The sequence below is a fragment of the Nocardia sp. NPDC004573 genome, assembly GCF_053602135.1.
Window position 1 is genome coordinate 20,380 of the sequence record NZ_JBSGDA010000025.1, and the last position, 25,363, is coordinate 45,742.

The window sequence follows — 25,363 nt, forward strand, 5'->3', positions numbered from 1 at the left end:
GGACGTTCCGTGACCGAACTGTGCACCCGCCCGGCCCGCTTCACCGGCGCCGTCAGCACCGACCCGATCAAGGATTACCTGCGGCTCATCGGCGGCACCCCACTGCTCACAGCCGCGCAAGAGTTCGAGCTCGGCGAGCGGATCGAGGCGGGGGAGCAAGCCGCTGCGCGCCTGGCAGCCGCCGGGCCTGCGGTCGATCCGCTGGAGCGTGGCCGATTGCGTCGCTGCGTCGCGGACGGTGCACGCGCCAGAACCCAGATGGTCGAAGCCAACTTGCGCTTGGTCGTCTCGATCGCCAAGCGGTATCCGACGCCCATCGGCATGTCGCTGTTGGACCTGGTGCAAGAAGGCACGCTCGGCATGATGCGGGCAGTGGAGAAGTTCGACCACCGGCGCGGGCTGAAGTTCTCCACATACGCGACCTGGTGGATCAAGCAGTCGATCGGTCGCGCGCTGGCCGATCAGAGTCGCACGATCCGGATACCGGTGCACGTCGTGGAGGTGCTCAACCGGCTGAATCGTACGCAGCGGGCGCTGGCTCAGCGGCTGGGCCGTACGGCGACGGTCGCGGAGCTCGCCGCGGAACTGGAACTGCCCGCGGGGAAGGTACGCGAGCTGCTCGACCTCGCCCGCGAACCGCTGTCGCTGCACACCCCGATCGGCGACGATGTCACCGAGGTCGGTGAGCTCATCGCCGACACCGCGCCGGACCCCTCCGATTCGGTGGCCGCCTCGGCGGTGCGCGGCCAGCTCGACCGGATGCTCGGCACGTTGCCGGCAAAGGAGGCCGAAGTCCTCGCATCGCGCTACGGGTTGGGCGGTGCGGAACCGAAGACACTCGAAGAGGTCGGCAGAACCTACGGCGTGTCTCGCGAACGCGTTCGGCAAATCGAGGCCAAGGGCCTGGCGAGACTGCGGCAGCCCGCACGGATCAAGGCGCTGGAGGGTCTTCTCGGTTGACCGGCAGAGCTGAGGCGGGTGGGTCAGGGCTGCGAGCGCGCGGCTTACGAAAGTACGCCGCAATCGGATCGGGACGCGACTAGAGATCGGAGGCGAGTGTTCCCTGTGACGGGTCATGGTGTTCGGCTGCCGTAGTGCACAATCCGGCGTATGGCACGGACTCTGCCCGAGGGCGAATCGCTTCTGGTACGTACGGACTTCACCGACGACGCGGCGTGGGCCCGAGCCCTCACGGCGGTCATCGCCTCCTACGACGAAGACGCGATGACAGAGCTGACACCCGTCGACGACATGACCTTCGACGGGCTGACCCCCGCCGACCTCCATGATCTGGTCGATGGTCAGACCTATGTGTTCCTCGCCGACGCCACCACGATGACCGACCCCGAGCACCCCCTGCTGGCCGTCGATACCAGCGAGGATGCCGGAGGCGACGGCGTCGCGGTGTTTCGGATCGCGCCGATCGCGATGGCCGAAGTCGAGGCCAACCTCCTCCTCTCCAACATGGACTTCGAGGACTACGCAGACAGCGTCGACGACGACGGTGTCTTCCGCGGCTTCGATCGGTGACGCGGCCGGCGGCCAGGACCGGCCACAGGCGCGGCCTGCGAGTCGTGCAGATGTGGAGGCGGCGCAGGCCGGGCGCGTAGGACGGGCTCGGCGAGGAAGCGGGCGGCGAGCGCGCCGTCACAGCCGATCACGGTCTGCCAGAGGTCGGGTTGCTCGACAATCATCAGGTGCGGTCGGTGGGCCAGAGCATCGTTGCGGGCCCGCGCAGGTTTTGATTCCGACTTGTTTCCGGGTTGGCGGGCACTGTCGGACAACGCGTCATCTACTCGGTTTCGGCTCTCGCTTCTCGGGTACTTCGCGGGCGCCCGGACGATGAAGAAGGTGCACGATGGCGGCGATGGCGCGTGAAATCTCACCTGTCGAAGCGATACGGCCTTACCCCGCGCGAGTCGGGCCGAAAGGCTCGTTCCTGTGGAAGATGGTCACCACCACCGATCCCAAAGTGCTCGGGATCCTCTATCTGACCTCGGCGACCGGATTCTTTCTCATCGGCGGTCTCATGGCACTGCTGATGCGCGGCGAACTCGCCAGACCCGGGTTGCAATTTCTTTCGCCGGAGCAGTACAACCAGCTGTTCACCATGCACGGCACCATCATGTTGCTGTTCTATGCCACACCGGTGGTATTCGGCTTCGCCAACGCGATCCTGCCATTGCAGATAGGAGCACCGGACGTCGCCTTTCCCAGGCTCAACGCCCTCAGCTACTGGCTGTATCTGTTCGGCGCGACGATCGCCACCGCCGGATTCCTCACCCCGGGCGGCGCCGCCGACTTCGGCTGGACCGCATACACCCCACTGAGTCTGGCCGAGCACTCCCCGGGCGTGGGCGCGGATCTATGGATCATGGGCTTGGCCGTCTCCGGGCTGGGCACCATTCTGGGCGCGGTGAACATGACCACCACGGTGATCTGTCTGCGCGCACCCGGGATGACGATGTTCCGGATGCCCATTTTCACCTGGAACATCCTGGTCACCAGCATCCTGGTACTGCTGGCATTCCCGATCCTCACCGCCGCGCTGATGGCCGTGGCTTACGACCGGCATCTCGGCGGGCACATCTACGACCCGGCCACCGGCGGCTCGATCCTGTGGCAGCACCTGTTCTGGTTCTTCGGTCATCCCGAGGTCTACATCATCGCGCTGCCGTTCTTCGGGATCGTCACCGAGGTGATCCCGGTGTTCAGCCGTAAACCCATCTTCGGGTACACCGCCCTCGTCTACGCCACGCTGGCCATCGCCGCTCTCTCGGTCGCGGTGTGGGCCCACCACATGTACGCCACCGGCGCGGTGCTACTGCCGTATTTCTCGTTGATGACGTTCTTGATCGCAGTGCCCACCGGTGTGAAGTTCTTCAACTGGATCGGCACGATGTGGCGCGGTCAATTGACCTTCGAGACCCCGATGCTGTTCTCCGTCGGATTCATCGTCACCTTCCTGCTGGGCGGACTTTCCGGTGTCATCCTCGCCAGCCCGCCACTGGACTGGCATGTCACCGACACCTATTTCGTCGTCGCCCATTTCCACTACGTGCTGTTCGGCACCATCGTGTTCGCCACCTTCGCGGGTATCTATTTCTGGTTCCCCAAGCTCATTGGACGCTTCCTGGACGAACGGCTCGGAAGAATCCACTTCTGGACGACCCTGATCGGCTTCCATGCCACCTTTTTGATCCAGCATTGGCTCGGCAACGAAGGCATGCCGCGCCGGTATGCCGACTACCTCCCGACCGACGGGTTCACACTGCTGAACACGATTTCCACCCTCGGGTCGTTCCTGCTCGGCGTCTCCATGATCACGTTCGTGTGGAACGTCTTCAAAAGCTCCCGCTACGGCGAGGTAGTAACCGTCGACGATCCCTGGGGCCAAGGCAACTCCCTGGAATGGGCGACCACCTCACCACCCCCGCGGCACAACTTCTACGAACTACCCCGCATCCGCTCCGAACGCCCGGCCTTCGAACTGCACTACCCGCACATGTCCGCGCGCATGCGCGCCGAAGCCCACGCAGGCCGCGCCACCCACGTCGCTCACGCTCTGGTCGCGGCAGACGACCAAGCCGCCGCTGACCCCGGGCCGACCTCCGGTGGATGACGCCCTCCGGCGGGCTGCGCCGGACGACGGAGTTGATGTTGCCGCTCGACGGATACCGCTCTCCTTGTCGCGAGACCCCGATGTGGTGCCGCGTATCCCCTTGACCGACATCACCCCCGTTCTTCGGTGACCGCGGGCCATTGGTGGCGCTCGCTCAGGACACCGACGCCGCCAGCGGCCGGTGCAGCTGCTGCGCTACAACCCGTGCGCGGGCATGCGGTTGCCGCGCCATGACCGCGCGGAGATCGACATCTTCGACAACGACGAACGGGAGTTGTTCGAGCAGCTGCTGGGCCGGCGGTTGGACGGTTTTCCACGGCCCGTAGCGTTCGGGCAGGTGCCTAGGCAACCGAGAATCACACCACATCAAGCACGCCAACTTTGAGGACGGACCCTGGAGCGACGGGCCGGTTGCCTTCGCTGCCAGACTGAAGAACCGGATATAGTACCGCCGCGTCAGCTTCGCACCGGTAACGCTGGAACGGTGAAAAACCCCGCAGCGCATGGCATCCGAGCGCAGGCCGCTATCACAGTCGCCACATTTGGTTGGCGCCGCCCCAGTATGGCCACTGGATGAGCTGTGCGCCGTTGTCGGCGGAGATCCCCAACACATCCAAACACATGCCGCTGTGAGATGCGACGAGCCTGATATACCCATCCCGAACGCTTTCTGCCCGCCAATGCTGATTGCCGGTGCCGTTATACGGCCATTGGACAACACGGGCGCCCTGCGTCTTCGAAGCGTGTTCGACAGTGAGGCACATACCGCTGTGCTCGATCATGATCCGGTACACCGGGCCTGGTCCGCCGACATAATCGAGCCGCATCCGTTGGTTGCTGCCGCCCCAGTAGGGCCACTGGATGACAGGTGCCCCTGCAATTAACGAGATGTCTTTGACGTCGAGAACTTTGCCGCTGTTTCGCGAAGTTATTGGTGCCGGGCCGATTCGCCATCGCTGGTTGTCGCCACCCCACCAGTCGAACTGAACAACATTGGCGTTGTTGCTCTGAGACCTGTCCAGTACGTCCAGAACCCGGCCGCTGGTCTTATTTACGATCGCGTAATAGCCGTGACCGACTGGGTTGAGACCAAAGCGCTGATGGTCGAGTCCCAGCCACCAGAACTGGGTGAGTTCAGCACGGTTGGCCGTGTTGCCACCCCTGATGTCCAAAACCTTGCCCTCAGCCACCGACCTGTGCTCTGGGCTGAGTTTGTAGAAGCCGGCTTCGACCCACTCGATCCTTATTATTTGGTTTTGCCCGCCCCAGTAGTCGTTCTGGACGATGTCGGCGCCGTTTGCCGTGGAGTGTCCCTCGGAGTCCAAGCATTTGCCGCTGTGTTTGACGAAAATTGGCCCTCGTGGGGGATACAGCTTTCGGATGCCTTCGATGTCGTCGTTGGTCAACTCTCGCCTCGTCATATTAGGCACTATCGATCCCGCAGCCATGACCGCGCCTTGAACCCCAGAGTGGTCCAAACCCAGGATGTGGCCGATCTCGTGCAATGCTGCGGACTCCACATCCACAGAGTTGGGCTTTGCGCCGACAACCCACGTCCATTCTTGGTCGTTGAAGTGCAATGGGCGGGGACGGGCATTGCCATATTTTCCGCAGCCCGGTGGGTAGTCGGCGTGTGCCGCAATGCCGCCGGTCATATCGGTGTCACCGCATGCCGCGTTACCCCACTGGATCAGTACGTCAGAGTCCTGGTTCGGTTGCAACTCTCTGAAGGCGAGCGGAGCCGCGGCCGACCAGGTGGCAAACGCATTCCGGACTGCCTGCCGTTCCTCATCGCCGATGATGTCTGAGGTACCGGTCCCGAAGGCGTAGGTGAGCCATGTCTTGCTCCACGAGCAGACTGGCCGGAATCTCACAGAAATCGCAGCAGTATCCGGCAGCCCGCACCGCGGTCGCGTCATCATGTCGCGAGTAGGTGCATCGAAGCGGCCGGTTACCGGCAGACCGTTGAAATGTTGGTATCGAGCTAGTGCGGTGGACGTGGCCGAGTCCAAGATCCCGGACATTCGTGCCGACTCAGGGCCGTCATAAACTCGCTCCGCACCTGTCGCTTCTTTCGCATCCTCGGTGAGGTAGCCAAATCTGAGTAGAAAATTCTGCACATGCGCGAAGTCTTTGTTGGTTTCGCCTGGATTGGTTTCTGCCACTTTCGCCAAGTAAGTAGGTAGCTCGGGCGGTTCTGATACAACTGCCATCATCGTCTCCATCGCTTCGGAGTCAATTGCGATCCACTGTCGCGGACACCCCTCATCATCATCGAGTATCGCCCTGCTGGGCGTCGTCGCGTCGAGTAGCCCACTACTCGAATCCGCGCTACCAGCTTCTAATCGCTACGCGAGCCGATCCGCGATGTGAAGAGACCCGCGTATGCATGCCCATGGTGGTGCGAATCGGATCACTTGTCGCCGGTCGATCGCGTGCCGCTTGGCCAGGAAGCCCGTTCCTGTAGCGGGATGAACTCTTCGTTGTACAGCGTCCCGGGGAAATCGAGTAGCCGGCTACGCATGTGGCCGGTCGAGCTGGACGATGTACTCGTATTCCCATACTCATACCAACAATCCGACGAGTTGGAGATGATCGACATGGCACCGAAAGCGATTCTGCTGAAGCAATGCCCGTCAACCGGTACGGTCTACATTGTTCCCGGATTTCTCGCAGTCCGGAATGACTCGCATCTGATAACCGCGGCAGGTCGTGGAGAAATTATCGTAGATATCATGCCTACTGGAGTGGCGAGAGCGACATTCGCCAATCCGACGGCGAAGCTACGTCTCCTCGAACCCAGTGGTTGCGAGTTCCAACTCCCTACCGAAAACCCTCCGCACGACAGGAAGTGGACATATCCTGTCGCAAACGACAAGACTCGGGTGCAATGTGTGATTTTCGGAGAGAAGGAGATCAATCGAGACACCGGCAACTCACTCAGCTACCGATTCCCCATCACCGGCCGCGCAGGACGCGACTGCAAGGTCGAAGTCCTCATGACCGCCGAGCCCCTCGACGTGATAGCCGATTCCTGTCTGTGGACCGTATCCAGCCTCAACACCGACACCACCAACATCGGGAATAAGCCACTCGATATCGTCATCAGCGGTTGACGCAGCAAGGACACTCGCCGGCATCCGGCGGGTCTTGTACTCGCGGGCATACCCGGCGCCCATCCAGTACTCCGCCTGCCTCGCCCGGGGCAGGTCCGCAGCGCCACCGACGTGACCGTGTTCGGCCAGCTCGTCCACGGACCGGCGGATCGCGGTAGTACTGCTGGAAGGTCTCCAGCTCATCGACCGGTCCGTGCGGATGAACAATGTTGCACAGCCCGAGCAGCATCTCGCGGGCCAACCGCGGATTGCGGGTCTCACCGATGTAGACGGTCGCCGCCGAGCGCCGCGCGGTGGACACGAACTCGATACCCAACGGGTCATCGATCAGCGCGTCGGCATCAGACGGCGTACTCGAACTCGTCATTGAATTCGTCGTCGGCTTCGCGTTCGGCATCCGCGATCTCGGCGAGCGGACCTGGTCACCGGAACCGTTCATTTGGCGTCGGTGCCCCGCGGCATCACTCGGAGTGACGCATCGGCGGGTCTATGCCGGTGCGCTGGACGAGTTCAGGCCGCGAGCCTGCCGCCGTCGACGACGATTATTTCGCCGGAGACCCAGGCACTCGCGGGTTCGGCGAGGCGGGTGATCCATGGGACCACATCGTCGACCTCACCGACCCTCCCGGTGGGTACGACATTGGCGTAGTTCGTTCGCCATTCCTCGATCTCGTGTTCGGGGATACCGCCGGCGCCGAGAATCGGGGTGCGGACGTTGCCGGGTGCCACGCCGTTGACGCGGATGCCTTTGGGGCCGAGCTCTATTGCCCAGCTGCGAATGAGGCTATCGACGGCGGCTTTGCTTGCGGCATACACCGATTGCGCGGGTGCGGCCAGCCGCGCGGAGATGCTGGAGACAATGACGATATTGCCGCCGGGCGAGCTCAGCTGCGGAAGCAGTTCGGCGGTCAGCAGTATCGGGCCGAAGACGTTGACCTCGAACTGCTTGCGCACCTCGGCCGGTTCGAGCTCGTCGAGCGGGGTTTGGGCGAAGACGCCGGCGTTGTGCACAAGGACGTCGACCCGGCCCGCGCGTGCCCGCACCTCGGAGGCGATGGTGTCGATGCCCGCCTCGGTCGCGACATCGGCGACGATGGGGACGATCGACGGATGTAGGGCGGCGACCTCGTCGAGCGGGGTGCCGCGACGCCCGGTGATCATGACACTGGCCGCGCCCTGTTCGGCGAACGCGAGCGCGGTCGCGCGGCCGATTCCGGTCCCGCCACCGGTGACAACGATGTGCTGTTCGGCAAACGTGTTGACGGACAATGTCATACCTCTCGGTCGTAAGCCTGCCTCGTCTCGGTCCTGTCGTTCGCAACGCGGCACCGTGGGAGAACATTCCGTCCCCGTGATTTGCGCACGCGTAGTGCGTGGGTCGGCAAGTCTTCTCGACCGACTACGGTCCGGCGCTCGGCAGAACCTGGTCACGGCTGCCCGGCAACGTAGCGCCTGCCCCGAGTTTGGCGGCTTGTCGGCGATATCGGCCGATGACCTACTGGTCTGCCGAAACGCGCACGAGGAGAGATGATGTCGCAGCCACCGCTCCCACGAGATGGTTCACCGCGGTGCTGCCGGGCAGGTACACTGTCACCGGGGCGGATCCGGGCGCGGCGCATGCCGAGCCGGGTCATAGCGGTCGCACGGCTGTTGGCCGCTGCCCTCTGCGGCGCCGCGTGCTCATCCGTCCACGCCTTGACTACCAGTTACGACGCGAGCGAAATCGGCTATTCCTGCGACGTGATCGATACCTCGGCGCTCCGTCGGTGGGGTCCGCCGTTGTCCCGGCCGACCATCGAACCGACAACACGGCATGAAGGCAGCGAATCGACGCTGCGGTGCGACCTCGAATTCGGCCACCTGCAAGACCGCGGCAGCCCGCATATCAAACGTAAGGGTCGAGGCGAAGACGTGGGCCAGCGGCGGTAAAGCAGACGGGTGGTACGACATCACGCGCAGAGCCGCTCAGAGAGTCGAGAACTCCGCCGCGAGCCGAGGCGAATTGGCGAATTTCGGCGAAAGAGCGTTCTTCGAAGCCGAAGAGTCGCACACCGTCATCGACAGCGCCGGCTACTCGATCACCGTTGTCGACGACAATCTCACTCTCGAAGTGAAAGTCAAGGTACAAGCCCGCGGGGTGCGGCTCGCCGACGTGCAAAGCGCGTGCGAAGACGAGGTGCGCTCGGTCATGCGGCGCCTACATGATTGAGCCGCAGAGGACGTTCAGTGGCGACTGAAGATTCGCTTCGTGGCGGCGCGTACGCCACGCCTGTGTCTCGAGGCCGCGCGGCAGTCACCGCTTGCTACCCGGAGCTGACCGCCGCGCTCCCGCAACGCGCGCACGGCGCAGGCATGATCGTCGACGGCGAATCGTCGCCCCCGACCCGGCCACCGCGCGCCGTCGTTCGCCCGGCTGCAGCAGCGCATGCACCTGACCCGCCCTGGCCGCGAACTGGGCGCACCTGGCCGACGGGGTGGTGACGCCGTCACCACTTCGCTGGTGACGCCGTCATCACCGCAGCGACCACAACTTGCTCTGACCTGCGGTGTTGGCGCCGTCACGACAATCCCGTTACGTTCGGTACCGGAATGCGCCGACCTGTTGTGAACCTGCAGGTGAGAAGCAGGTCAGGTGTCATCGACAGGTCGCTGACCAGCGCTTTTCCGGGCGGCCGGGCGGAGGGATCGACACCCCGCCCGGACCGCATAGGATTTCTACCAGCTTCTGGCTGGTGAATCGGGGATTTCCGGTCGCCTCACTAGAATGGGGCGACCGTATTCGTCCGCTTCCGGGAGCCAGCCGTGACCATCCAGCCCGTTCGCCTGTTCGGCGATCCCATCCTGCGTGCCCGCGCCGCGGAGGTCACCGCGTTCGACCGTGAGCTGCGGCAGCTGGTGACCGACCTGACCGAGACCATGCACGACGACGGCGGTGTCGGGATGGCGGCGCCGCAGATCGGGGTGGGGCTGCGCGTGTTCGTCTACGACACCGGCGACGCCGCGGGGCACCTGGTGAACCCGCAGTGGGAGGTTCTCGGCGACGAGGAACAGGTCGGGCCGGAAGGCTGCCTGTCGATTCCGGGGGTGCGCTACGACACCCGCCGGGCCTTGCGCGTGCGGGCCTCCGGGGTGGACGTCGACGGCGCGCCGGTCGCTTTCGAAGCGGAAGGGCTGCTCGCGCGGTGCGTGCAGCACGAGACCGATCATCTCGACGGGGTGCTGTTCATCGATCGCCTCGACCCGGCCCAGCGCAAGGAGGCGATGCGGGTGATCCGTGAATCCGATTGGTTCGCAGCAGGATTGACGGTGCGCCCGGCACGCTCGATGAGCGGCGCGGGCCGGCCGAACCCGTTCGGAGCGGGCCGCTGATGCGCGTCGTCTTCGCGGGGACTCCCGAACCGGCGGTTCCGTCGTTGCGGCGTCTGCTGGAATCGGCGCGGCACGAGGTCGTCGCCGTGGTGACGCGGCCGGACGCGGTGGCCGGGCGCGGCCGGAAGGTGACCAGGTCGCCGGTCGGCCTGCTGGCCGACGAGCACGGCATCCCGGTGCTCACCCCGGATCGGCCCTCGGAGCCGGAATTCGTCGCGCAGCTCACCGAACTGGCGCCGGACTGCTGCCCGGTCGTCGCCTACGGTGCGCTGCTGCCCCAGCCGGTGCTCGACATTCCCCGGTTCGGCTGGATCAACCTGCATTTCTCGCTGTTGCCCGCGTGGCGCGGCGCGGCGCCGGTGCAGGCCGCGGTCGATGCGGGCGACGAGATCACCGGCGCCTCCACCTTCCAGATCGAGGCCGGGCTGGACACCGGTCCGGTGTTCGGCATGGTGACCGAGAAGATCGCCGTCACCGACACCGCGGGCAGCCTCCTGGAGCGGTTGGCCGACAGCGGCGCCCGTCTGCTGGAAGCGACGCTGGACGGGGTGGAAGACCGAACCCTGCAGGCGGTACCGCAGTCCACCGACGGTGTCTCCTACGCGCCCAAGGTCGGCGTCGAAGCCGGGCACGTGCGCTGGGATCAACCGGCGCTGGCCATCAGCAGGCGGATTCGCGCGGTCACCCCCGCCCCGGGGGCCTGGACCGAGGTCGGCGGCACCCGGCTGAAGCTGGGGCCGGTGGAGCTGGTCGAGGAGGAACTGCCGGAACGCGTGATCGAGGTGCGCAAGTCCGGCGTGTTCGTCGGCACCGCCACCACCGCCGTGCGGCTCGACCAAGTGCAGCCGCAAGGCAAGCGCAGGATGGCCGCGCTCGACTGGGCGCGCGGCGCCCGTCTGCAGCCCGGCGCGGTGGTCGAATGACGCCGCGCGGCAATCGGCCCGGCGACGACAACGCACGCAACCGACGGCGTGAAGAGCGAGAGTCCGCGCCGAACCGCTCTGGAGAGGGCCGGGCTCCCGCGCAGGGCGGTGCGCGGCAGCAGAACCGCGAGGGGGGAGGCCGGTCCCAGACGGGCGGTCAGCGCTCCGGCAGCGGGCGAACCGAGTCGGGCGGCCGGGATCGCGACGAACGGCGCGGCTCCACGGGACGACGTGCGGCGGCGGGCCGATCCGACCGGCCCACCAGTGGGCGTCCGGCTGCCGGGAGATCCGCGGGTCAGGGGGCAAAGGCTGCCGGGCGTGCCCATCGCGGAGAGCCCGCCGATCAGCCGCGGTCGGTCGCCAGGGATGTGCTGCGCGCGGTCCGTGAGCGCGACGCCTACGCCAACCTCGTGCTGCCCGCGTTGCTGCGGGAACGGGGATTGTCGGGGCGCGATGCCGCATTGGCCACCGAACTCGCCTACGGCGCGTGCCGGTCGCTGGGCCTGCTGGACGCGGTGATCGCCGAGGGCGCGGGCCGGTCGATCGAGGAGATCGACGGACCGTTGCTCGACGTGCTGCGGCTGGGCGTCTACCAGCTGTTGCGTACCCGGATCGGCGCGCACGCCGCCGTGGACACCTCCGTGGCGCTTACCCGCGCGGAGTTCGGCGCGGGCAAAGCCGGGTTCGTCAACGCCGTGCTGCGGCGCGCGGGGGAGAAGTCCCCCGAGCAGTGGGTAGAGGCGCTCGCGCCCGCCGACCCCGTCGGCCGGTTGGCGTTCGAGTACGCGCATCCATCGTGGATCGCGCAAGCGTTCGCCGACGCGCTGGGGGCCCGCGCCGCGGAACTGCGCGAGGTGCTCGCAGCCGACGACGCCCGTCCGCTGGTGCACTTGGTAGCCCGTCCGGGCGATATCACCGCGGAGGAACTCGCGCTGGTGACCGGCGGCGAGGAAGGTCGCTGGTCGCCGTACGCGGTCTACCTGGAGGGCGGTGATCCGGGCAAACTCGAGCCGGTGCGCGAGGGCATGGCGGCGGTGCAGGACGAAGGGAGCCAGCTGGTGGCGCTGGCGTTGACCAGGGCCGAGCTCGACGGCCCTGACGCCGGGCGCTGGCTGGATCTGTGCGCCGGGCCGGGCGGCAAGGCCGCGCTGCTCGGAGCGCTTGCCGCGATCGACGGCTTCCGGGTCGACGCGGTAGAGCCCGCCGCCCACCGCGCCGAGCTGGTGCGCAAGGCCGTGCACGACCTGCCGGTGGACGTCCATGTCGCCGACGGCCGAGCCAGCGGGCTGGCTCCCGGTTACGACCGCATCCTGGTGGACGCGCCGTGCACCGGACTCGGGGCGCTGCGCCGCAGGCCCGAGGCCCGCTGGCGGCGCACTCCGGCCGACGTCCGGGAGCTCGTCGTCTTGCAGCGCGAACTGCTCACCGCGGCATGGGATCTGCTGCGTCCCGGCGGCGTGGTGGTGTATTCGACGTGCTCGCCGCACCTACCGGAGACGGTGTCGGTCGTCGCCGACGCCGTGCGCCGCCTCGGCGCCGAACAGCTCGACACCCGCGAGCTGTTACCCGGCGTCACCGATGTCGGGGACGGGCCCGGAGCGCAGCTGTGGCCGCACCGGCACGGCACCGACGCCATGTTCCTGGCCGCACTGCGCAAACCTCGCTGAGCGGCGTTCCATTCGTCCAAGCCGGACACGTCGTTCTGCCGCACCTTGGGAGGATGACGATGACCTGGCAGGACGTGGTCCGGATGGCGTCCGGGCTGCCGGAGGTGGCGGAGTCCACCTGGTGGCGCAGCCCGGCGCTGAAGGTCGCAGGCAAGGGGTTCGCCCGGCTGCGCAGCGAGGCCGAAGGCGGTCTCGCCTTGGTCTGCGACCTCGCGGAGAAAGAGGCGCTACTCGCCTCCGGTGATCCGGCCTTCTACACCACGCCGCACTACGACGGATACGCCTACATCCTGATCGACCTGGATCGGGTCGCGCCCGCCCACCTGCGGGAACTGCTCGATGCCGCGTGGTGGCTCACCGCTCCGGCGAAAGTGCGCAAGCTCCGGGCGCACGGCCCCCGCTGAGCCCGCTCACTCCCGGCTGGACTGTTCGCGCAGCCGGGCAAGGGTTTTCGCGAGGATGCGCGAGACGTGCATCTGCGAGATGCCCATCTGCTGCGCGATCTGGGTTTGGGTCATCGACTCGAAGAACCGCATGGTGAGAATGCGCCGTTCCCGCTCGGGCAGCCCGGCCAGCAGCGGGCGGATCGCGACGTATTCCTCGACTCGATCGAACTGGGATTCTTCCTCGCCGAGGGTGTCCAGCAGCGACGCGTCGGTATCGCGGCCGAGCGTGGCGGCGTCGATCGAACTGGGCTGGTAGGCGTTGCCCGCGATGACGGCCTGGGTCACCTCGTCCGGATCCACATCCAGCTCCGCGGCGATCTCCTTCGCCGTCGGCGAGCGGCCGAGGGTCTGGGAAAGACTGTCGATCGCCGCGCCGATGCGTAGGTGAGTCTCCTTGACCCGGCGCGGCACTCGCATCGCCCAGGTGTTGTCGCGGAAGTACCGGCGCACTTCGCCCATGATGGTCGGCACTGCGAAAGACAGGAAATTCGAGCCGCGTTCCACGTCGAAACGGTCCACCGCGTGCACCAAGCCGACTCGCGCGACCTGGGTCAGGTCGTCGAACGGCTCGCCGCGCCCGCTGAACTTGCGGGCGATGTGATCGGCGAGCGGAATACAGCGGCTGATCAGCTCCGCGCGCAGGGCGTTGTGCCGCGCTGTGCCGCGTTCACTGGCCGCCAGCTGCTCGAAGAGCAATCCGACGTCGTCGTAACCGGGAACCGTGCCCGCCGCCTCCAGGGTTTCCTCGGCATCGACGGTGTCCTCGGTAGTCAGCGTGTCGGCGTCGTCATCGCGCTGGGAGTCGTACACGGTGTCTTCGTCCGCCACTACGCCTTCCCCCGGACCCGACGGAACTCGACCGTCGTCGGGTAGCCGGAAATCGTCGTGTCGAACGAATCCTGTGTCGCCTCCACCGCGTCGGTGAGCGTGCGCAGCACATGCCACCCGAAGCTGCGCTGATCGGGCAGGCCCGGCTTCTCCGCGATGCCCTCGACCCGGACGAGCAACTCGGTGTCACCGACGGTGAACCGGCAGTTCAGGCTCGTTTCCGGGGCGGCGACCGCGATCAGCGTCGAGCAGACCTCGTCGACGGCCAGCCGGATGTCGGCCACCTCGTCCAGCGTGAAATCGCTGAGTAGGACAAGTGTTTCGGCGAGCCCACGCACGATGGGCAGTTGTGTCACCGACGCCGCCACCCGAATCTCCACCGGGGTGCTGTAGAGCCCCTGTTCCGCCGAAATATTGATCACCCTATGCAGGCTACCCACTCCCGCGCTGGGCAACCCTGGGTACCGTTAGACTCCGGCGTTGTGTCCAACCCGACTTACCCGCGTCCGGCCGTTCCGATGATCGCCCCCTCCATTCTGTCCGCCGACTTCGCGCACCTCGCGGACGAGGCCCAGGCCGTCGCAGGCGCCGAGTGGCTGCACGTCGATGTGATGGACGCGCACTTCGTGCCGAATCTCACGATCGGTCTCCCCGTGGTGGAGAGCCTGCTGAAGGCGACCGAGATTCCGCTGGACTGCCACCTGATGATCGAGGACCCGGGCCGCTGGGCGCCGCCGTACGCGGAGGCGGGCGCGCACAATGTGACCTTCCACGCGGAGGCGACCGACGACCCGATCGCGGTGGCCCGCGACATCCGCGCCGCGGGCGCCAAGGCGGGGCTCTCGGTGAAGCCCGGCACGCCGATCGAGCCGTACCTGGAGATACTGCGCGAATTCGACACGCTGCTGGTGATGAGCGTGGAACCCGGCTTCGGCGGGCAGTCGTTCATCCCGGAGGTGCTGCAGAAAGCGCGCATCGTGCGGAACCTGGTCGATTCCGGGGAGCTGCGGCTGCTGGTCGAGATCGACGGCGGCATCAACGCCGACACCATCGAGGCGGCCGCGGAGGCCGGTGTGGATTGCTTCGTCGCCGGTTCCGCGGTCTACGGCACGGCCGACCCCGCGGCCACCGTGCAGAAGTTGCGCAACCAGGCGGCCTCGGCGTGGGCCCACTGAACGGCGCTATACGGCCCGGCTGCCGCGCCCGGCGACCGCACGGATCGTCTCGATCACCGCGCTGATCGGCGGGCGGCGGGCCCCCGCCTCGGGTGACCGGATCCATACGCGGTATCCGGTGCGCTCGTCGTCCGGTGACGGCAGCACCACTTGGCTGCCCGTGCAGGCTACCGCCGCATACAGGCGGAACAATTCGGCCGAGACCGCCGGGGTGATCGCCTCGGGCCCGGCGGGACCGGTGAGGAAAGTCCAATGTCTGGCCCGCGGATGGTGGACGACCGGACCCGCGATTCCGGCCTGAACGAGTTGGCGCAGCACTTGCTCGCCGAGTTCGGCGGGCATGGTGACGGCGCCGTAGTCGACGCCGATCTGCAGCAGAATGCGATGCGAACCCGGATCCATCGATGCGGGGAGCTGGAATTCGCGCCGATACCGTGAGCAGCGAATTTCCGGCGTCGAATCGAGAAATGTGGTCACACCACGCCCCCAGCTGTGTCCGACCCGATTTGTTCCACTGTTTCTCCGGCTTTCTCGAGGGGTGAACTCGTGCGGCAGGCTTCCCGGTCGACCGCCACATGCCCTGGTGGAGCGGCTCATCGGACTGCTCGGGCGGGAAGGTTGAACGCGAGAAGTCGGCCGCGTAACGATATCGCCTCCCGCCTCATCGGAGCGCGAAATCTGCGTTATAAGCGCGTTTCGTTCGGGTATCGGGTAGAAATCGGCAAATGCCCCGCGGGATTAATAGATTCATGCGGTACGGCGGAGGTCGCGAATGATCATCCGATCCCTCGTTCCCGGGTCGGCGCGGCGTGTATGGACAACTTCCGTTCCATTTTGGATGGGACCGGCCGGTTCCGGATGGCTCCGCCCGCCCGGCGGTCCGCTTCCGAGACACCGGCGCCGCTGTTTGGCGCGACTGCGCGTCACTAGGCTGAGGGCACGGGAATAGCGGCCGGTCTCCGCGCTGTTGCGCAACCGGAAGACAACGACGACAGGGAGTCAGGGCACATGTTCACAGGCATCGTCGAGGAACTCGGCGAGATCGTCGCCAGCGAACAGCTGGCCGACGCCGCGCGGCTGACGATCAAGGGCGAGCTGGTGACCTCCGATGCCGGGCACGGTGATTCGATCGCCGTGAACGGGGTGTGCCTGACCGTCGTGGACGTGGTCGGCGGCGACTCCTTCACCGTCGACGTCATGGCGGAGACCCTCAACCGTTCGAGCATCGGCAAGCTCGATGTCGGCTCGAAGGTGAACCTCGAGCGGGCCGCGGCGCTGAACAGCAGGCTCGGTGGCCACCTGGTCCAAGGGCATGTGGATGGCACCGGCACCGTGCTCTCCCGTACTCCGTCGGAGAACTGGGACGTGGTGCGGATCTCGCTCCCGGAGAAGATCGCCCGCTACGTGGTGGAGAAGGGCTCGATCACGGTGGACGGCATCTCGCTCACCGTCTCCGGCCTCGGCGTCTCCGACGAACCCGCCGAAGCGGGTGGCCGGGACTGGTTCGAGGTCTCGCTCATCCCGACCACCCTCTCGCTGACCAACCTCGGCTTCGCCGGCGTCGGCACCACCGTCAACCTGGAAGTCGACGTGATCGCCAAGTACGTCGAACGCCTCCAGCAGCGCGGCTGACCGTGGCCGCCCCGCTCGTCCTCGCCGACCCGGACGAGGGTGCGCCGCGACGCAGTCGCGGCAAATCGAGCACAGTACTGTGGTGAGGCACCTATTTCGAGATGGAGCACAGCAGACGTGACCAGGTTCGACAGCATCGAGCGCGCAGTCGCCGATATCGCCGCCGGTAAGGCGGTCGTCGTCGTCGACGACGAGGACCGCGAGAACGAGGGAGACCTCATCTTCGCGGCGGAGAAGGCCACCCCCGAACTGGTCGCCTTCATGATCCGCTACACCTCCGGCTACATCTGTGTGCCGCTCACGGGTGACGATTGCGACCGGCTCGGCCTGCCGCCGATGTATGCGATGAACCAGGACAAGCACGGCACCGCCTACACGGTTTCGGTGGACGCGCGCGAGGGTGTCACGACCGGTATCTCCGGCGCCGACCGCGCCACCACCATGCGCCTGCTGGCCGACGCCGACGCCAAGGCCGACGATTTCACCCGTCCCGGCCATGTGGTGCCGTTGCGCGCGAAGGACGGTGGCGTGCTGCGCAGGCCCGGGCATACCGAGGCGGCCGTGGATCTGGCGCGCATGGCCGGCTTGCGTCCCGCGGGCGTGATCTGTGAGATCGTCAGCCAGAAGGACGAGGGCCACATGGCCCGCACCGAGGAGTTGCGCGTTTTCGCGGACGAGCACGAACTCGCGCTGATCTCGATCGCCGACATGATCGCTTGGCGGCGCAGGCACGAGAAGCACGTGGTGCGCGTCGCCGAGGCGCGCATCCCCACCGCGCACGGCGAGTTCATGGCGGTCGGCTACCAGAGCATCTACGACGAGGTCGAGCACGTGGCACTGGTGCGCGGCGACATCAGCGACGGCGAGGACGTGCTGGTGCGCGTGCACTCCGAGTGCCTGACCGGTGACGTGTTCGGGTCGTTGCGCTGCGACTGTGGCCCGCAGTTGGACGCCGCGCTGGAGATGGTCGCGGCCGAGGGGCGCGGTGTGGTGCTGTACATGCGTGGTCACGAAGGACGCGGCATCGGCCTGATGCACAAGTTGCAGGCCTATCAGCTGCAGGATTCCGGCCACGACACGGTCGATGCGAACCTGGAACTGGGGCTGCCCGCGGACGCCCGCGATTACGGCACCGGCGCGCAGATCCTGGTGGATCTGGGCCTGCGCTCGATGCGTTTGCTCACCAACAACCCGGCCAAGCGGGTGGGTTTGGACGGCTACGGTCTGCGGATCACCGAGCGGGTGCCGATGCCGTTGCGCGCGAATGCGGAGAACCTGCGCTACCTGCGCACCAAGCGGGACCGGATGGGGCACGACCTGATCGGTCTCGACGAGCTCGACCTCGGCGAGACGGCGCACTGACCTGCGAACACACCGGAAAGGCGGACATCGATGAGCGGTACCGGGGTACCGACCTTCGCGCTGGCCGACGCCAAGGATCTCTCCTTGGGCATCGTTGCCTCGCGCTGGCACACCCAGATCTGCGACACCCTGCTGGCGAACGCCGAGCGAGTGGCCAAGGACGCGGGCGTCCAGCAGATCACGGTGGTGCGCTGTGCTGGTGCGATGGAGCTGCCGGTGGTGGCTCAGGAGCTGGCCAAGTCGCACGACGCGGTGGTGGCGCTCGGTGTGGTGATCCGGGGTGACACGCCGCATTTCGAGTATGTCTGCGATGCGGTGACCGCGGGGCTCACCCGGGTTTCGCTGGACGAGGGCACGCCGGTCGCGAACGGAGTGCTCACCACCAACAACGAGCGGCAGGCCCTGGACCGGGCAGGGCTGCCCGAATCCCACGAGAACAAGGGTGAGCAGGCGGCAGCCGCGGCATTGGACGCCGCGTTGACGCTGCGCGCCTTGCGGCAGTCCGCATAGCAATGCCGGTAGTCCGTATCTTCCGGAGAAACGCGGGCTCGCCCGCGGCAGTCGGCGAAGTGTCCGAGTGGGAGTTCGAGGTGCGGCCCCGGCGTGCGGTGCGGACGGCCTGGATCGTGGCGGTGCTGGTCGCCGCCGCGTTCACCGTGGGCGGTATCTGGCTGCGCAGCGGGTCGACCGGCGTCAACTTCCGGGTGGCCGATCAGTTCGCGATGATCGGGATCGGTCTGCTCGGCGCCGGGGCGGTGCTGCTGCTGACCAGGCCAAGGGTACGTGCCGGGGCGCGGGGTGTGTCCGTGCGGAACATCCTGGGGGACAATGATTTCCCGTGGGACTATGTCCGAGGTGTGTCGTTCCCGGATCGGAAGTCCTGGGCTCGTCTGGAACTGATCGATGACGACTACGTCCCGATGCTGGCGATCCGCTCGAACGACAAGGAGCACGCGGCGCGGGCGATGGATCGGCTGCGCGAACTCGGTGCGAAGTATTCCGGGAGCAAGTGAACGGGTGAGTTCCGCACGCCCATCAACCTGGCTCGCGTGCGTTCGAACCGTCCTCTAGCCTCGCCGGCATGGAGCCCGGTGCCTTCGTCCTCGCGGCAGCTTTCGCCGACGATCCATTGATGACCTACTTCTGGCCGGAATCGGCGCGGCGGCGGAAAGCGTTGCCCGGCTTCTGGGAATCGCGCATCGCGTCGCGCCGGAAGAACGGATGGGTCGATCTCGCCCATGACGCCGCGGGCGATCTCGCCTGTGTGGCGCTGTGGGAACCGGCGAACGTGGTGTCGCCGACAGCGAAGCCGTCGACCTTGCTACGGGCCTTGGGGCTGGGCACGGCGCGGGCCTTGTCCGCCGGGCGACGGATGGAGCACGCGCGACCGGCGACGCCGCATCTGTACCTGGCGGCCATCGGGACGCTGCCCGGCGTCCGGGGCCGGGGTCTGGCGACCGCGCTGCTCGAACGGCGGTTGTCGGTGGCCGAACAGGACTGTTTCCTGATCTCCAATACCAGCGGCACGGTGCCTTTCTACCGGCGATTCGGGTTCGAATCGCAAGGCGAGCTTCCGATCGGCCGGGGCCCGGTGGTGTATCCGATGATCCGGAAGAAGTGATCGCACGACCCCGGCATGCCGATCCTCGGGATGCCGGGGCAGGAGCGGACGGTGATCGGTCGCTTGCCGTAACCCGTTGCCGGGGTCGGTTCAGTGCGTGTCGCCGAGGACCGCGCCTTCGCGGCGTGGGTCCGCGCCGCCGATCCAGCCGTCGGCGCCATTGCGTTTGAGCGCGCTGAGGCCGCTGGACTGCGGCGCGACCGACACCTGGTGGCCCAGCTGGCGCAGCCGGAGCACGAGCGGGTCGTGGTCGCCGTTGTCCGTGGCGTCGATCGCCGGGTGCTCGCCGCCGATCCCCGTGGCCGGACTGTTGCCTGCGCCGAACGCGACCGCGGACACCGCCTGCTGCGGGTCAAGGCCCCAGTCGAACATGTTGACCAGCGTTTTCACCACGAACTGGATGATCACCGACCCGCCGGGCGAACCGGCGACATGGGTGAGTTCGCCGCGCGAGCCGTCGGGCGCCTTGTCGAAGATCAGCGTCGGGCTCATCGAACTGCGCGGGCGTTTGCCCGGCTGCACGCGATTGGCCATCGGCACGCCGTCCGCGCCCAGCGGCTCGGCGTTGAAGTCGGTGAGCTGGTTGTTCAGGACGAAGCCGTCGACCAGGTGGAAGGAACCGAACGCCGACTCCACGGTGGTGGTCATCGCCGCGGCGTTGCCGTACTTGTCGACCACCGAGATGTGGCTGGTGCCGTGCTCGGGCGGCTGCGGGCCGACGCCCAGCGGCACGGGGCCGAAGTCACCCGGTTGCGCGGTGCCCATACTGCGGTTCGGATCGATCAGTCCGGCGCGCTGCCGCAGGTAATCGCGGTTCAGCAGGGTTTGGGCGGAATTGCCTGGCAGCGGGACGAAATCGGTGTCTGCCACATACTTGTTGCGATCGGCGTAGGCCAGGCGTTCGGCCTCGGAGATCAGGTGCACGGCCTGGGCATTCGGCTTGCCGCCGTTGCGATCGATGTTGTCCGGCCGCATGGTGGCCAGGTCGAAGTTCTCCAGGATGCCCAGGGTCGCGGCGACGGCAATGCCGCCCGAGGAGGGGCTGGGCATGCCGCAGATCTCGTGCTCGCGGTAGCCCGTGCACATCGCAGTGCGCTTCTTCGCCTGGTAACCGGCCAAGTCCTCGGTGGTGATCAGGCCCGGGGTGCGCCCGCCGGAGGCGCGGCCCGCCGCCGCGGCGATGTCCCGGGCGATGGCGCCCGTATAGAAGGCCTGCGCTCCATCGGTGGCGACCGCGCCGAGCGTCTTCGCCATGGCCGGGTTGGTGAGGACGGTCTCGGCTGCCTTCGGGCTGCCGTCCGGGTTCAGGAAGTACGCCTTGGCGTCCTCGTCCGCGGCGAGGTCCTCGGCCGACTCCGCGATCTGGCTCGCCAGCCGCGGACTGATCGGAAAGCCCTGATCGGCCAGTCCGATGGCAGGGTCGAACAGCTCGCGCCACGCGGTCTTGCCGTGGTCGCGGTGCGCCAGCTCGAGCATCCGCAGCACACCGGGTACGCCGATGGAGCGCCCGCTGGCCCGCGTGTTCGGTCTGGGCTCGGCGCGGTCGGCATCGCTGATCCAGCGCAGGTAGTTCTCGGTGGCGGCAGCGGGAGCCACTTCGCGGCCGTCGTAGGCGTCCACGGTCCTGGTGGTCGCGTCGTAGTAGAGCAGGAACGCCCCGCCGCCGATCCCGGACGCCTGCGGTTCGACCAGGCCGAGCACCGTCTGTGCCGCGATCAGCGCGTCCGCCGCGGTGCCGCCGTCGCGGAGGACCTCGCACGCGGCCTTGGTGGACACCGGGTTGGCCGTCGACACCGCGAACGTGTGCGTTCGCACCGGCGTCATATTCGAGCGATAACCTGTCGCTATCTCCGGGTTGGTGCTCAGATCCTTGGTGCCGCTGCCCGTCGGTCCCGCCGCGGTGGCCGTCACCGGCGTGCCGTTCGGCACCGTCTCGCAGACCCCGCCCGCCTGGCTTTCGCCGGACGAACAAGCGGTGGTCATTCCTACGGTGAGTGCGAACGCCGCCGCTGCGGCGACCCAAGTACCTCGCTTGCGCCCCATGCCCGGACTCTAACCTCCGGCACCGACAGCCGCGCCGGTTTCCTTCCCAGGGGCGAAATCGCCCTGGCGGCAGGGTGTGTCGAGGTCGAGATGGCGGAAATCGGCCGTCGCGGACCGGTGGGGCGGCGCGAGCGGTCGGTAGGCTGGCCGGGTGGCGATCGAGGCGGTGCTGTTCGACTTCTCCGGGACCTTGTTCCGCCTGGAGGCCGACGAATCCTGGTACGCGGATCTGGCCGGTCCGGACGGACGGGCGTTCGACGTGGATCAGAAGGCCGAGATCATGCGGCGCATGACGGCGCCGGTCGACCACGTCGCCGACTTCGACGACGCGACGCAGTACGCGTGGGACCACCGCGACCTGGATCCGGCGCTGCATCGCAAGGTGATGATGCACGTGCTGCGCGAGTCGGGCGTGCCCACCGACGAGGACGCCGAGCGACTGTATGCCCGGCTGCTCGACCCGCTGGAGTGGACGCCGTACCCGGACAGCGAGGCCGTGCTCGATCGCTTGGCCGCGCAAGGGATTCCGGTCGCGGTGGTGAGCAACATCCCGTTCGACATCCGTCCGTCCTTCGCCGCGCGCGGCTGGGATCGGCTGGTCGGCGCGTTCACCCTCTCCTTCGAGGTGGGCGCCATGAAGCCCGATCCGGAGATCTTCCATTCCGCGCTGGGCGAACTGGGCGTGCCCGCCGAGGCGGCGCTGATGATCGGTGACAGCGCCGAGGCCGACGGCGGCGCCGAGGCGCTGGGCAGCCGGTTCGCTCTGGTCGAGGCCCTGCCGACTGCCGAGCGCCCGGACGCGCTGTTGGCCGCGCTACGGCGGCACGGTCTGATGGACTGACCCGGGCCGGTACCCGGACGCCCGCGCGGCGCCCGGTTCATTTGCCGAAGTCGCGGTTGTGGGACAAGTCACCGTGTTACGGTGCGATTCCGGCGTAATCGCAGGTGCGCCGGTAGGTTCGGTACCAACGGGGGTACGGCTGTGAGCTTGGCGTTCTCCGGTGAGGAGCCGTCGATCGGCGTGGAAACGGCCATGCCGGAGGCGGTTAGGGACGTGCGGGAAGCCGTCGCCGGGATGGCGGGATTCGGACTCGCTTATCCCGTGCTGATGAATCTGACCCGCGGCGGCGACGCGGCCGCTACGGCATCCACCCAGTTCTGCGTGGCCTGGGCGCTGGGTCTGCTGGTGCTCGGTTTCGCGGAGGGCGCGCCCGCCGTGCGCAGGCTGACGATCGCACTCGCGCTCCTGCAGGCGGTGGTGGGGTGCTGGGCGATCCGGGACCTCGCGACCGTCCCGCCCGTCGTCGGCGTCGTCGCCGCGGGATATTCGCTCGCCACGGCGGCGGCCGTCGTGCATTTGCTGTGCCGCCAGGAAACCAAGGCGTGGTTCGGCGTTCCCGTGCCCTGACCGCCTCGCGCCACCGCCGTCAGCCGGGCTGTCGGTCGCGGTCTATACGCTGGATGGGTGGCAGATCCAGCGACGTACCGGCCCGCGCCGGGCACGATCCCCGTCGAACCCGGTGTCTATAAATTCCGGGACGCCCATCGGCAGGTCATCTACGTCGGCAAGGCCAAGAGCCTGCGCAGCAGACTGAACTCGTACTTCGCCGACGTCGCCGGCCTGCATCCGCGCACCAGGCAGATGGTCACCACGGCCGCGAGCGTCGAATGGACGGTCGTCTCCACCGAGGTGGAGGCGCTGCAGCTGGAATACAACTGGATCAAGGAATTCGATCCGCGCTTCAACGTCCGCTACCGCGACGACAAGTCCTACCCCGTGCTCGCGGTCACCCTGAACGAGGAATACCCGCGGCTGTTCGTCTACCGCGGCGCGCGGCGCAAAGGCGTCCGTTACTTCGGCCCGTTCGCGCACGCCTGGGCCATCCGCGAGACGCTCGACCTGCTGCTGCGGGTGTTCCCCGCGCGCACTTGCTCCAACGGTGTCTTCCGGCGGCACCAGCAGATCGGGCGCCCCTGTCTGCTCGGCTACATCGACAAGTGCTCGGCGCCGTGCGTCGGGCGGGTGAGCGCCGAGGAGCACCGCGCGATCGTCGAGGACTTCTGTGACTTCCTCGCCGGTCGCACCGACCGCTTGGTCCGGGAGCTGGAGCGCCGCATGCACGAGGCCGCCGAAGACTTGGACTTCGAGGCCGCTGCCCGGCTTCGCGACGATGTCCAGGCGCTGCGCCGGGCCCTGGAGAAGCAGGCGGTGGTGCTCGGCACGGGCACCGACGCCGACGTCATCGCCTTCGCCACCGACGAGCTGGAGGCGGCGGTGCAGGTCTTCCACGTGCGCGACGGCAGGGTGCGCGGCCAGCGCGGCTGGGTGGTCGACAAGTCGGGTGACGCGGTCGACGTGCCGCAGGCGGGCGGTGAGCTCGCCGCTCTGGTCGAGCAGTTCCTCACCCAGTTCTACGGCGAGCAGGTCGCGGTGGCCGAGCAGTCCGCCGACGACCTGCCCGCCACCGTGGTGCCGCGCGAAGTGCTCGTACCTGAGCTGCCCGCCGACGTCGAGCAGCTCCAGCAGTGGCTGTCGGGCTTGCGCGGCTCGGCGGTGAAGGTGCGGGTGCCCCAGCGCGGGGACAAGAAGGCGCTCGCCGAGACCGTGCAGCGCAACGCGATGGAGGCGCTGGCCCAGCACAAGCTCAGGCGGGCCGGCGATCTGACGTCGAGATCGCAAGCGCTGCAAGAGCTCCAGGATGCCCTGGAGCTCGACACCGCGCCGCTGCGCATCGAGTGCGTCGATGTCAGCCACGTGCAGGGAACCGACGTGGTGGCCTCGCTGGTGGTCTTCGAGGACGGTTTGGCCCGCAAGTCCGAGTACCGCCATTACACGATCCGGGAGGCGGCCGGCGAGGGCCGCTCCGACGACGTCGGCAGCATCGCCGAGGTGACCCGCCGCCGTTTCCTGAAACTGCGCCGCGAACGCGACATGATCGAGCACGACGACCTCGCCGCGACCGGAAGCGACGAGGAGGCGCTCGACCTGACCTCCCGGCCGGGCATCGATCCCCGCACCGGGCGCCCGCGCAAGTTCTCCTACCCGCCCAACTTGTTCGTCGTCGACGGCGGCGCGCCCCAGGTCGCGGCAGCCGCCGAGGTGCTCGACGAGCTGGGCATCACCGACGTGGCAGTGGTCGGCCTGGCCAAACGTCTGGAAGAGGTGTGGGTGCCCGGGGAGAGCGACCCGGTGATTCTCCCGCGCACCAGCGAGGCGCTGTACCTGCTGCAACGGGTCCGTGACGAGGCCCATCGCTTCGCCATCACTTTCCACCGCAGCAAGCGCTCGCGTCGGATGACCGCCTCGGCGCTGGACTCGGTGCCTGGGCTCGGCACGGCGCGCCGGACCGCGCTGGTCACCCATTTCGGGTCGGTGGCCAAGCTGAAGCAGGCCACGGTCGAGGAGATCACCGAGGTGCCCGGGATCGGCGTGGCGACCGCGAAAGCGGTCCTTGCGGCGCTCGAGTCCGAATAGTCAGTCGACAGTGCACCGGAAGATTCGGTTTCGCGTACGTTGTGTCTGCGGCCGATACCGAAGCCGGTGCGCGATGATCGGAAG

General features: G+C 67.3%; 25 protein-coding genes and 1 pseudogene. 18 read left to right on the top strand and 8 right to left on the bottom strand.

Going from position 1 to position 25,363, the window contains the following annotated elements:
- The first annotated feature begins 9 nt into the window (after positions 1–9).
- The 3 genes from ACWEKR_RS29020 to ctaD all read left to right on the top strand — a co-directional run bounded on the left by ACWEKR_RS29020 (position 10) and on the right by ctaD (position 3,622).
- On the top strand, positions 10–960 hold the full coding sequence (locus ACWEKR_RS29020) for a sigma-70 family RNA polymerase sigma factor (RefSeq protein WP_452357147.1): 951 nt from the start codon (positions 10–12) through the stop codon (positions 958–960).
- A gap of 150 nt (positions 961–1,110) precedes the next feature.
- Positions 1,111–1,530 (top strand): DUF6924 domain-containing protein, encoded by a 420-nt coding sequence (locus ACWEKR_RS29025; protein WP_452357148.1) that lies wholly within the window; start codon positions 1,111–1,113, stop codon positions 1,528–1,530.
- Positions 1,531–1,867: 337 nt separating this feature from the next.
- Positions 1,868–3,622, top strand: a complete 1,755-nt coding sequence (gene ctaD / locus ACWEKR_RS29030; protein WP_452357149.1) for an aa3-type cytochrome oxidase subunit I — start codon at positions 1,868–1,870, stop codon at positions 3,620–3,622.
- Between the two features lie 154 nt (positions 3,623–3,776).
- Here ctaD and ACWEKR_RS29035 read toward each other — a convergent pair whose 3' ends face one another.
- Together ACWEKR_RS29035 and ACWEKR_RS29040 are read right to left on the bottom strand one after the other, a co-directional pair.
- Entirely contained in the window at positions 3,777–3,971 is a 195-nt protein-coding gene (locus ACWEKR_RS29035; protein ID WP_452357150.1) for a hypothetical protein, read from the bottom strand.
- Between the two features lie 178 nt (positions 3,972–4,149).
- The gene (locus ACWEKR_RS29040; protein WP_452357151.1) at positions 4,150–5,847 is read right to left on the bottom strand and encodes an RICIN domain-containing protein; all 1,698 of its coding nucleotides are present in this window, start codon (positions 5,845–5,847) and stop codon (positions 4,150–4,152) included.
- 366 nt (positions 5,848–6,213) lie between these two features.
- Here ACWEKR_RS29040 and ACWEKR_RS29045 point away from each other — a divergent pair, with 366 nt between their 5' ends.
- Positions 6,214–6,738: a hypothetical protein gene (locus ACWEKR_RS29045; RefSeq protein ID WP_452357152.1), complete on the top strand. Its 525-nt coding sequence runs from the start codon at positions 6,214–6,216 to the stop codon at positions 6,736–6,738.
- Here ACWEKR_RS29045 and ACWEKR_RS29050 read toward each other — a convergent pair.
- Positions 6,728–7,105, bottom strand: coding sequence for a hypothetical protein (locus ACWEKR_RS29050; RefSeq protein ID WP_452357153.1), 378 nt, complete (start codon positions 7,103–7,105; stop codon positions 6,728–6,730). The two genes, ACWEKR_RS29045 and ACWEKR_RS29050, sit on opposite strands and share 11 nt — an antisense overlap.
- Before the next feature lie 143 nt (positions 7,106–7,248).
- Complete coding sequence (locus ACWEKR_RS29055; RefSeq protein WP_452357154.1) at positions 7,249–8,013, bottom strand: SDR family NAD(P)-dependent oxidoreductase; 765 nt, start codon at positions 8,011–8,013, stop codon at positions 7,249–7,251.
- Between the two features lie 538 nt (positions 8,014–8,551).
- Between ACWEKR_RS29055 and ACWEKR_RS29060 the strand changes: the two genes are divergently transcribed.
- From ACWEKR_RS29060 to ACWEKR_RS29080, 5 genes and pseudogenes are all read left to right on the top strand, one after another.
- Entirely contained in the window at positions 8,552–8,947 is a 396-nt protein-coding gene (locus ACWEKR_RS29060; protein ID WP_452357155.1) for a hypothetical protein, read from the top strand.
- Positions 8,948–9,540: 593 nt separating this feature from the next.
- Complete coding sequence (gene def, locus ACWEKR_RS29065; RefSeq protein WP_452357156.1) at positions 9,541–10,107, top strand: peptide deformylase; 567 nt, start codon at positions 9,541–9,543, stop codon at positions 10,105–10,107.
- On the top strand, positions 10,107–11,030 hold the full coding sequence (gene fmt, locus ACWEKR_RS29070; protein ID WP_452357157.1) for a methionyl-tRNA formyltransferase: 924 nt from the start codon (positions 10,107–10,109) through the stop codon (positions 11,028–11,030). The genes def and fmt overlap by 1 nt, the downstream gene beginning before the upstream one ends.
- A gap of 263 nt (positions 11,031–11,293) precedes the next feature.
- A pseudogene (locus ACWEKR_RS29075) lies at positions 11,294–12,697 on the top strand (RsmB/NOP family class I SAM-dependent RNA methyltransferase); the annotation flags it as partial.
- Positions 12,698–12,750: 53 nt separating this feature from the next.
- Entirely contained in the window at positions 12,751–13,101 is a 351-nt protein-coding gene (locus ACWEKR_RS29080; protein ID WP_195083535.1) for an MmcQ/YjbR family DNA-binding protein, read from the top strand.
- A gap of 6 nt (positions 13,102–13,107) precedes the next feature.
- Here ACWEKR_RS29080 and ACWEKR_RS29085 read toward each other — a convergent pair whose 3' ends face one another.
- Positions 13,108–13,971 (bottom strand): RNA polymerase sigma factor SigF, encoded by an 864-nt coding sequence (locus ACWEKR_RS29085; protein WP_452357158.1) that lies wholly within the window; start codon positions 13,969–13,971, stop codon positions 13,108–13,110.
- Positions 13,971–14,393, bottom strand: a complete 423-nt coding sequence (locus ACWEKR_RS29090) for an ATP-binding protein (RefSeq protein ID WP_159837698.1) — start codon at positions 14,391–14,393, stop codon at positions 13,971–13,973. Before ACWEKR_RS29090 ends, ACWEKR_RS29085 begins: the two co-directional genes overlap by 1 nt.
- 96 nt (positions 14,394–14,489) lie before the next feature.
- On the opposite strand from ACWEKR_RS29090, the gene rpe reads away from it, so the two are divergent.
- On the top strand, positions 14,490–15,146 hold the full coding sequence (gene rpe, locus ACWEKR_RS29095) for a ribulose-phosphate 3-epimerase (RefSeq protein ID WP_452357217.1): 657 nt from the start codon (positions 14,490–14,492) through the stop codon (positions 15,144–15,146).
- A gap of 6 nt (positions 15,147–15,152) precedes the next feature.
- Here rpe and ACWEKR_RS29100 read toward each other — a convergent pair whose 3' ends face one another.
- A complete protein-coding gene (locus tag ACWEKR_RS29100) occupies positions 15,153–15,623 on the bottom strand; it encodes a hypothetical protein (RefSeq protein WP_452357159.1) in 471 nt (156 codons plus the stop codon).
- Between the two features lie 531 nt (positions 15,624–16,154).
- Between ACWEKR_RS29100 and ACWEKR_RS29105 the strand changes: the two genes are divergently transcribed.
- The 5 genes from ACWEKR_RS29105 (at position 16,155) to ACWEKR_RS29125 (ending at position 19,761) form a co-directional block, all read left to right on the top strand.
- Positions 16,155–16,778 carry a riboflavin synthase gene (locus ACWEKR_RS29105; protein ID WP_452357160.1) on the top strand — a complete coding sequence of 208 codons (624 nt, stop codon included), beginning with the start codon at positions 16,155–16,157 and terminating at the stop codon, positions 16,776–16,778.
- Positions 16,779–16,895: 117 nt separating this feature from the next.
- Positions 16,896–18,140 carry a bifunctional 3,4-dihydroxy-2-butanone-4-phosphate synthase/GTP cyclohydrolase II gene (locus tag ACWEKR_RS29110; RefSeq protein ID WP_063017728.1) on the top strand — a complete coding sequence of 415 codons (1,245 nt, stop codon included), beginning with the start codon at positions 16,896–16,898 and terminating at the stop codon, positions 18,138–18,140.
- A gap of 30 nt (positions 18,141–18,170) precedes the next feature.
- Positions 18,171–18,650: a 6,7-dimethyl-8-ribityllumazine synthase gene (ribH, locus tag ACWEKR_RS29115; RefSeq protein ID WP_063017730.1), complete on the top strand. Its 480-nt coding sequence runs from the start codon at positions 18,171–18,173 to the stop codon at positions 18,648–18,650.
- 2 nt (positions 18,651–18,652) lie between these two features.
- The gene (locus ACWEKR_RS29120; RefSeq protein ID WP_452357161.1) at positions 18,653–19,153 is read left to right on the top strand and encodes a PH domain-containing protein; all 501 of its coding nucleotides are present in this window, start codon (positions 18,653–18,655) and stop codon (positions 19,151–19,153) included.
- 68 nt (positions 19,154–19,221) lie between these two features.
- A complete protein-coding gene (locus ACWEKR_RS29125) occupies positions 19,222–19,761 on the top strand; it encodes a GNAT family N-acetyltransferase (RefSeq protein WP_452357162.1) in 540 nt (179 codons plus the stop codon).
- A 90-nt stretch (positions 19,762–19,851) separates the two neighbouring features.
- On the opposite strand, the gene ACWEKR_RS29130 is transcribed toward ACWEKR_RS29125, so the two are convergent.
- On the bottom strand, positions 19,852–21,804 hold the full coding sequence (locus ACWEKR_RS29130; RefSeq protein WP_452357163.1) for a gamma-glutamyltransferase family protein: 1,953 nt from the start codon (positions 21,802–21,804) through the stop codon (positions 19,852–19,854).
- 151 nt (positions 21,805–21,955) lie between these two features.
- Here ACWEKR_RS29130 and ACWEKR_RS29135 point away from each other — a divergent pair, with 151 nt between their 5' ends.
- The 3 genes from ACWEKR_RS29135 to uvrC all read left to right on the top strand — a co-directional run bounded on the left by ACWEKR_RS29135 (position 21,956) and on the right by uvrC (position 25,279).
- Positions 21,956–22,645 carry an HAD family hydrolase gene (locus ACWEKR_RS29135; protein WP_452357164.1) on the top strand — a complete coding sequence of 230 codons (690 nt, stop codon included), beginning with the start codon at positions 21,956–21,958 and terminating at the stop codon, positions 22,643–22,645.
- 141 nt (positions 22,646–22,786) lie between these two features.
- Positions 22,787–23,212: a hypothetical protein gene (locus ACWEKR_RS29140; protein WP_452357165.1), complete on the top strand. Its 426-nt coding sequence runs from the start codon at positions 22,787–22,789 to the stop codon at positions 23,210–23,212.
- Positions 23,213–23,269: 57 nt separating this feature from the next.
- Positions 23,270–25,279 (top strand): excinuclease ABC subunit UvrC, encoded by a 2,010-nt coding sequence (uvrC, locus tag ACWEKR_RS29145; protein ID WP_452357166.1) that lies wholly within the window; start codon positions 23,270–23,272, stop codon positions 25,277–25,279.
- Positions 25,280–25,363 lie beyond the last annotated feature (84 nt).

Excerpts from the sequence above, each read along its gene's own strand:
- ACWEKR_RS29025 (WP_452357148.1), top strand. The coding sequence starts at position 1,111 with ATGGCACGGACTCTGCCCGAGGGCGAATCGCTTCTGGTACGTACGGAC.
- ctaD (WP_452357149.1), top strand. The coding sequence starts at position 1,868 with ATGGCGCGTGAAATCTCACCTGTCGAAGCGATACGGCCTTACCCCGCG.
- ACWEKR_RS29040 (WP_452357151.1), bottom strand. The coding sequence starts at position 5,847 with ATGGAGACGATGATGGCAGTTGTATCAGAACCGCCCGAGCTACCTACT.
- ACWEKR_RS29045 (WP_452357152.1), top strand. The coding sequence starts at position 6,214 with ATGATCGACATGGCACCGAAAGCGATTCTGCTGAAGCAATGCCCGTCA.
- ACWEKR_RS29050 (WP_452357153.1), bottom strand. The coding sequence starts at position 7,105 with ATGACGAGTTCGAGTACGCCGTCTGATGCCGACGCGCTGATCGATGAC.
- ACWEKR_RS29055 (WP_452357154.1), bottom strand. The coding sequence starts at position 8,013 with ATGACATTGTCCGTCAACACGTTTGCCGAACAGCACATCGTTGTCACC.
- ACWEKR_RS29060 (WP_452357155.1), top strand. The coding sequence starts at position 8,552 with ATGAAGGCAGCGAATCGACGCTGCGGTGCGACCTCGAATTCGGCCACC.
- fmt (WP_452357157.1), top strand. The coding sequence starts at position 10,107 with ATGCGCGTCGTCTTCGCGGGGACTCCCGAACCGGCGGTTCCGTCGTTG.
- ACWEKR_RS29080 (WP_195083535.1), top strand. The coding sequence starts at position 12,751 with ATGACGATGACCTGGCAGGACGTGGTCCGGATGGCGTCCGGGCTGCCG.
- rpe (WP_452357217.1), top strand. The coding sequence starts at position 14,490 with ATGATCGCCCCCTCCATTCTGTCCGCCGACTTCGCGCACCTCGCGGAC.
- ACWEKR_RS29105 (WP_452357160.1), top strand. The coding sequence starts at position 16,155 with ATGTTCACAGGCATCGTCGAGGAACTCGGCGAGATCGTCGCCAGCGAA.
- ribH (WP_063017730.1), top strand. The coding sequence starts at position 18,171 with ATGAGCGGTACCGGGGTACCGACCTTCGCGCTGGCCGACGCCAAGGAT.
- ACWEKR_RS29120 (WP_452357161.1), top strand. The coding sequence starts at position 18,653 with ATGCCGGTAGTCCGTATCTTCCGGAGAAACGCGGGCTCGCCCGCGGCA.
- ACWEKR_RS29125 (WP_452357162.1), top strand. The coding sequence starts at position 19,222 with ATGGAGCCCGGTGCCTTCGTCCTCGCGGCAGCTTTCGCCGACGATCCA.
- ACWEKR_RS29130 (WP_452357163.1), bottom strand. The coding sequence starts at position 21,804 with ATGGGGCGCAAGCGAGGTACTTGGGTCGCCGCAGCGGCGGCGTTCGCA.